8 protein-coding genes are annotated in these 4,563 nt (G+C 51.5%); all 8 read right to left on the minus strand.

Annotation, left to right across the window (positions count from 1 at the left end):
* Positions 1–102: 102 nt before the first annotated feature.
* The 8 genes from AAC147_RS14245 to AAC147_RS14275 all read right to left on the minus strand — a co-directional run bounded on the left by AAC147_RS14245 (position 103) and on the right by AAC147_RS14275 (position 4,426).
* The gene (locus AAC147_RS14245) at positions 103–426 is read right to left on the minus strand and encodes a hypothetical protein (RefSeq protein ID WP_047682269.1); all 324 of its coding nucleotides are present in this window, start codon (positions 424–426) and stop codon (positions 103–105) included.
* A 32-nt stretch (positions 427–458) separates the two neighbouring features.
* Positions 459–1,319, minus strand: a complete 861-nt coding sequence (locus AAC147_RS14250) for a DsbA family protein (RefSeq protein ID WP_047682271.1) — start codon at positions 1,317–1,319, stop codon at positions 459–461.
* Positions 1,320–1,334: 15 nt separating this feature from the next.
* Positions 1,335–1,862 carry a S49 family peptidase gene (locus AAC147_RS20200; protein ID WP_369793159.1) on the minus strand — a complete coding sequence of 176 codons (528 nt, stop codon included), beginning with the start codon at positions 1,860–1,862 and terminating at the stop codon, positions 1,335–1,337.
* On the minus strand, positions 1,858–2,295 hold the full coding sequence (locus AAC147_RS20205) for a hypothetical protein (RefSeq protein WP_369793154.1): 438 nt from the start codon (positions 2,293–2,295) through the stop codon (positions 1,858–1,860). The genes AAC147_RS20200 and AAC147_RS20205 overlap by 5 nt, the downstream gene beginning before the upstream one ends.
* The gene (locus tag AAC147_RS14260; RefSeq protein WP_047682273.1) at positions 2,295–3,143 is read right to left on the minus strand and encodes a hypothetical protein; all 849 of its coding nucleotides are present in this window, start codon (positions 3,141–3,143) and stop codon (positions 2,295–2,297) included. Before AAC147_RS14260 ends, AAC147_RS20205 begins: the two co-directional genes overlap by 1 nt.
* A 4-nt stretch (positions 3,144–3,147) precedes the next feature.
* The gene (locus AAC147_RS14265; protein ID WP_197056385.1) at positions 3,148–3,441 is read right to left on the minus strand and encodes a hypothetical protein; all 294 of its coding nucleotides are present in this window, start codon (positions 3,439–3,441) and stop codon (positions 3,148–3,150) included.
* Between the two features lie 10 nt (positions 3,442–3,451).
* Positions 3,452–3,925 (minus strand): hypothetical protein, encoded by a 474-nt coding sequence (locus AAC147_RS14270; RefSeq protein WP_197056384.1) that lies wholly within the window; start codon positions 3,923–3,925, stop codon positions 3,452–3,454.
* 96 nt (positions 3,926–4,021) lie between these two features.
* On the minus strand, positions 4,022–4,426 hold the full coding sequence (locus tag AAC147_RS14275) for a hypothetical protein (RefSeq protein ID WP_369793157.1): 405 nt from the start codon (positions 4,424–4,426) through the stop codon (positions 4,022–4,024).
* Positions 4,427–4,563: the final 137 nt, after the last annotated feature.

The raw sequence follows: 4,563 nt of genomic DNA on the forward strand, positions 1-4,563 counted from the left end.
ATATTACAAACCCTCCTTGAAGGTTACTTGCTTGCACAGTCTCTTGAGCTATAGATGTGATCAAGAGACAGGCATGAGCCGCCCTTCCAAAGTAGTTGTCCTTTAGCTATTTTCTTGCCCTTGCTTCCATGAGACGAATGCCTGCACCAGCGGCACACTATCATCACTCAAGGCATTCCCTTCTATCCGACCGCCCCGAATAACGACAGACAGGCCCGGTGCCAAGCCAAAAGGCTCCCATTCAGGATCGACCGATGAACCATCCACCAGCAGGTCATTCCCAACCAAGGCACATGCAGCACATAACTGTTCGGTATCATCTAGGGCCTTCTTGTATTCGTTGCTTGTTTGAGGGACGCCTGAACAAGCCGACAGGGCAAACACCTCCACCAGCAGGTATCCCAACTTAGTTGCTATCTTGATCATCAGTCATCACTCCACTTTCACATGTGAAAGTTTTATTGGTTCGCTGAGTCGTCTTGTTGCGACTCAATCATCATTTTTCGCATCACCGCCATGATGGCTTGTGCTGGTTGAGCACCACCGAGGAGCTGGCTCTTGCCGGTCTGGTTGTCCACTACAAAGGTGGCTGGAGTACCATTGACGCCATAGCTCTTTGCTTTCTGGATGTCAGCTTCAACTTTGTCTTCGTACTTACCTGAACTGAGACACTCCCGGAACGCTTCGAGATCAGCTCCAACCCCTGTGACCAACGAAGCTAAGTCGGCAACGCCACGTCCATTACCTTGCGAGTGGTGGAATACATCGTTCACGAATACCCAGAAGCCACGATTTCCTTTCTGTTCCGCAATACATTCAGCGGCCAGAGCTTCTTTGTGGGTAGCCGGATTATGGAAATCGAGGGGCATATGCTTCCACTGCCAGTTCACGTTGCCTTTACTGGCATCTACGATCTGCTTCGGTGTTTCGTGGAACTGCTTACAGAATGGACACTCCAGATCGGAGAACTCTACCAATGTGAAGCGAGCACCTAACTCCCCATAGATGTGCTTACCATCCTCGACCTTCTCAGGAGCTGCCTCGAACTGGGCATACTTTTGATCGATGTCCGCTTGTTGTTTCTGCTCGACAAAATTGTTGATGCTTGCAGCCACAGCTGCCTCAAACTCTGCCTTGCTCTTGAAGGTGACGCCTTCCGCATCCTTCACCTCATTCACTAAGGACTTAACACTAGAGATTTCTTGCGTCAGTTCCTTTCCTTTCACGAACTGGTAAATGCCTAAACCGGTTCCTACTACGCCCAAAAGAACGGCGGTCATAACCCCAAGGCGTAGTGATTTGTTACTTTGTTCTGTCATGTCAAACTGCTCCTATCAGTAAACTTTCACAGCGCTGAGTTCTTGCACGAAAGAACTGGCTTCGAGCTTCGCCCGCTGGGTCAGTCGCCGGATGATGTCTTCGGTTGGTGTGTAGTCAACTAGGTTTGTCTGGTGGATCACATCTCGTGCAACGGAGTTCAGGCTACCCAGGCCATCAATCAGCCCAATTTCCTTGGCCTGCTCACCGTTCCATAGCAATCCAGAAAAGATCTGTGGGTCGTCTTTCAGTCGATCACCCCGTCCAACTTCCACTCGCTCGATGAACTGCTGGTGGGTTTTCGATAGAACATCCTCCCAGAACTTCTCCATGTCAGAGGTAAGAGGGGAGAATGGATCGAGAAGCGCTTTGTGCTCTCCGGAAGTGATGGCCCGACGCTCGATGCCGAGTTTGTCCATCAGGCCGGTGAATCCGAACCCAGAGCTGATAACGCCGATAGAACCAACCAGACTGGCGCGGTCAGCGTAGATTTCATCCGCAGCAGAGGCGATGTAGTAGCCGCCAGAGGCACCGATGTCATCAATCGATGGCGTAGACCTTTTTCTCCGGGTGCAGAGCTCGCTGCGCCTTCACCTCTTCATAAATCCGTCCCGCTTGAACCGGGCTACCACCAGGACTGTTTATGCGAAGCACGACCGCTTGAGAGTTAGGGTTGTCGAATGCAGCTTGGATGGACGGAATAAGGTGATCAGCATTCGCCAATGTGCCAGCCGCAATTTCACCGCGGATGTTGATATAAGCTGTGTGAGGGGCTCTCGCTTTGGCGCTTTGCCAAGGTATTCCACCTGGATTTGATGCCAGGATGATGAAGCCGATCATGAGAAGCACGAAGCCCGACGCCCGGAGTACGCGCAGCATGGTCCGCCAGCGGCGGTCTTTCACCTGCTCTTTGTGAACGGTGAACATGAACTTCTCGATGAGCTCTTTCTCCCAAGGGATCTCTTTGTTTTCAGCCATTAGTCTTTCCTTTTGCATGTTTGGATAATCTGTCCCCAGAACTCTTCATCAGCGCTATCAACCCGTTCTTTGACTTTCTGGTAAACAAGGTTGGTGTTGAGCTGATGCTCACGACAGAACTGCGCGATATTGCTATAGGTCCTGTCCAGGTAAGTGAAGGGTTTACCTTTCTTCTTGGCGAGGATGAGCTTCCACTCATCATTGGTGAGTTTGTCTGCGGCCTTTCCTGTCTCCGCAATGCGCCTACGCACAGTAACCGAATCAAGCCCATGCGCTCTGGCTATACTGGCAACGCAATTAAACTTGCGACCGTCAATCAGGACAGTAGGCAAATCACCAGCGGCAGCTTCCTTAAACCGAAATCCTCTGTAGCCTAGCTTGAAGATCCCCGGTGCAAGTTGCTCCCGGAACTCGATTGCTTGTTCTGACCTAACAAACTTGCTGTCGATCATGCTTAGCATGTACTTGGCCCGAGCAATCACTTGGTAGAGTGTCTTTTCCAGGAGCATGGCATCAGCAGCTCGACTCGGAAGACCAATATCATCTTCTTGCTCGATACCCAGCATTTCCGCGTGACTGGAGCCTTCGGCATGTCGGAAACACCCGTCGTACTCAAAAAGAAAGGAGGCTAAACCTCCTCTTAGCTTTGCCTTGAACCGAGTGTTGGCCGCGTTCTCTGGCGCTGGAGCCAGTTCGGACACATCAATTCCTAACTTAGCGGCCAACGCTCGCAGGTCATCCTCTCCAATCCGGCATCCGGGCTGCATGATCTCAGCCAGAGCAGATTCCTCAGCACACCCGCGTTCTTTAAGCTCAGCCAAGAGATAGGGCGCTCGTACTACCCCCACAAGCTCAGGCTCCCTGAACCGCGTGGATCACAAACTCACAGAGTTTCCCGTAAATAGGGACCAAGCAGAGAGAGGCCATCACCATGCCAAAGGCTTTCGACGGAGCCTCTTTGGCGAAATGGGTCAGCCAAGGCATCATCCCGCACAGGGCCGCAACCATCGCACCGACCACTCCCAAAGAAGGGAAGGCCAGCGCCTGGGCCAGAATGAAGAAACACTGGGTGTATGCCGCATTGGTCATCACCTTCTTATCTGCTGCCGTGAACTCCACGGCATCTACGCTTTTGACTTTTTCCATCACATTGTCCTCATGCAACATCAGGTTTTCCGAAAAATCTCTCGTACACTGCAAGGTCAAAGGCCAGCATGGTCTTTGCGCCCTTTTCACTGAGCTGATGGAGGCTGAGCATCTGAACCTTGTCAGTACCGGTCACTTGCAGATCCACAGCGAACCATGTCCCACCTTTGGCTACCGCCAGAACTTGCACCGCCCAAGGCTTATCCAGACGTTCTGGCGGGGTGAGCATATTCGACACCTTGGCGACCGTCGCGGTTGAACCTACCCAGTGCTTGTCGAACTCAATGACGTTCAACGCTTCAAATGCGGCTTTCGCAGCCTTTAGTCGGCACCGAACTGCATCTTGCTGCTTCCAAGCCATGATCTGGAGCAAAGCCACTCCACCAGCAAGTAGGGTGAGAAAGCTCAACCCATTGGCGGCAGCTACGACAGTCGCTACTAGGGATCCCAACATGACGAAGCGGTTATGTTTAAGCTGGGCCACTATTCACCTCCTATACCAACCAGCGTACAGGACTTTTCAAAAATGCAACCCCGTCTATCTGCCCAATTCGGGCAACCCTGTTTCAATCCAGAACTTTCACATGTGAAACTTTCCTCCACAGGAACAGGAGGGTTTTACCTGACCAGAACGAATGGATTGGTATCGGTGCCACAGCTTGATCACTTCTTTTTCGCTGAGAAGGTTTGTCTTGATGTAACGGACTCTATCCCCGTCCGCTGTTTCAACAACGGTTCGAACATAGCCGTACTTAGTAACAGGTGCTTTGTACTTGTGTGACAGAATTACCCTGTAAACCGAGAGTTGAATGATGTCCGACTCATATATGTGGTTTACCTTGCGTAGCTTGGTGTCCAAGGGGATGAGAACCCCCTTTTTGGTTTGGTACACCTGGTCAACCATGCCGTGCATTGGCATCGGCAGTGCGGTTGATACGTCCTGTTCGGACAGAAATAGAGTTGCTGAGCGCAGCTCATAAGGCATGTTCTCTGATTTCCACCACCCCCAGGTGTCTCCAATGCCGCGTTTGCGCCACTGGTCCACTTTCGCAATGACGAAAGGGGCGATAATCAGGACGAATATCCAGAGAACTGCCTTCATAACGTAAGCGCTCAATTAAA

Source organism: Xenorhabdus sp. NBAII XenSa04, from assembly GCF_963866145.1.
Lineage (GTDB): Bacteria > Pseudomonadota > Gammaproteobacteria > Enterobacterales > Enterobacteriaceae > Xenorhabdus > Xenorhabdus indica.